The 1116-nt window shown below is 66.4% G+C and carries 2 protein-coding genes; both read right to left on the bottom strand.

The window, feature by feature from the left end; genetic code table 11:
* A partial coding sequence (locus U1700_RS15110; protein ID WP_332753496.1) for a collagen-binding domain-containing protein occupies positions 1-165 on the bottom strand: 165 nt, incomplete at its 3' end.
* 77 nt (positions 166-242) lie between these two features.
* Positions 243-1116: amidohydrolase (locus U1700_RS15105; protein WP_332753495.1), on the bottom strand; the 874-nt coding region annotated here is incomplete at its 5' end.

Genomic DNA, 1116 nt, shown 5'->3' with positions numbered 1-1116 from the left:
GCCGCCGACAAAGGTCCGCCCCTCGACCTCCGAGCTGGAGGTCAGATCGCCCAGCACGATGAGGTTCCATTCCTTCAGCGCGTCGATTCCGACGACGGGCGACGCGGCGGCGAGCGACGGAATGGCGGCGGCCATCAGGCCGATGGCGAGGAGTCGGTGCTTCATGACAGGAATGATAGACAAAAAGCCCTGCCGAATCATTAGCCTGTCCGCCATTTTCTGTCCCGGTTTCGGGCGTAATGTCAGCGCCGCTCCCACACCTTCTGCCCGCCGATCCACGTTTCCTCGACCTGGGTGCCGCGCAACTCGCTGGGATTGATGTCCAGGGGATTGCGGTCGACGATGATGAAATCCGCCTGCTGCCCCTGCCCCAGTCGCCCGAAGAGATCCTCGGCGAACCCCGCATAGGCGCCGTCCATGGTGAAGGCACGCCAAGCCGCCTCGCGCCCGACGATCTCCTGCGGCTGCCACCCGCCATAGGGCTGGCCGTCGGGGCCCTGCCGGGTGATCGCCGCCGCCCAGCCCGCAAAGGGATCGGGGCTCTCGACCGGATAGTCCGACCCGAACACCAGCTTCGCACCGTTCTTCAGCATGGAATTCCAGGCATAGGCCCCCGACAGCCGCGCCGGGCCAAGCCGTGCCTCGGCCATCTGGCGGTCGCTGGTTTCGTGCACAGGCTGCATCGAGGCGATGATGCCGTGCCTGCCGAAACGCGGCAGGTCGGCCGGATCGACCACTTGCGCATGTTCGATCCGCCAGCGCCGGTCGCCCTTATAGGTCTCGGCCAATTCGTCGATCGCGTCGAGCACCTGGGCATTGGCCTTGTCGCCGATCGCGTGGACGGCGATCTGATATTTGTCCATCGCCGCACGGCTCATCAGGTTGCGGATGACGTCGTCGGACATGAAGCCCAGCCCGGTCTGGCCCGGCGCATCGGCATAGGACTGTTTGAGCCACGCGCCCCGCGACCCCAGCGCGCCGTCGCCGTACAGCTTCACGCCGACCAGCCGCAGCTTGTTGTTGTAGAGCCACGGCGTCGGCCCGGTGCCGCCGATGCGCACGGTGTCGTCGACGCCGCCGCCATAGCTCATGATGCGGACGCGCAGATTTCCGGCA

It is taken from the genome of Sphingomonas sp. RB1R13 (genome assembly GCF_036663775.1).
Taxonomy (GTDB): domain Bacteria; phylum Pseudomonadota; class Alphaproteobacteria; order Sphingomonadales; family Sphingomonadaceae; genus Sphingomicrobium.
Note: the sequence above shows the minus strand (reverse complement) of the source record. Positions and strands in the feature narration are given on the sequence as shown.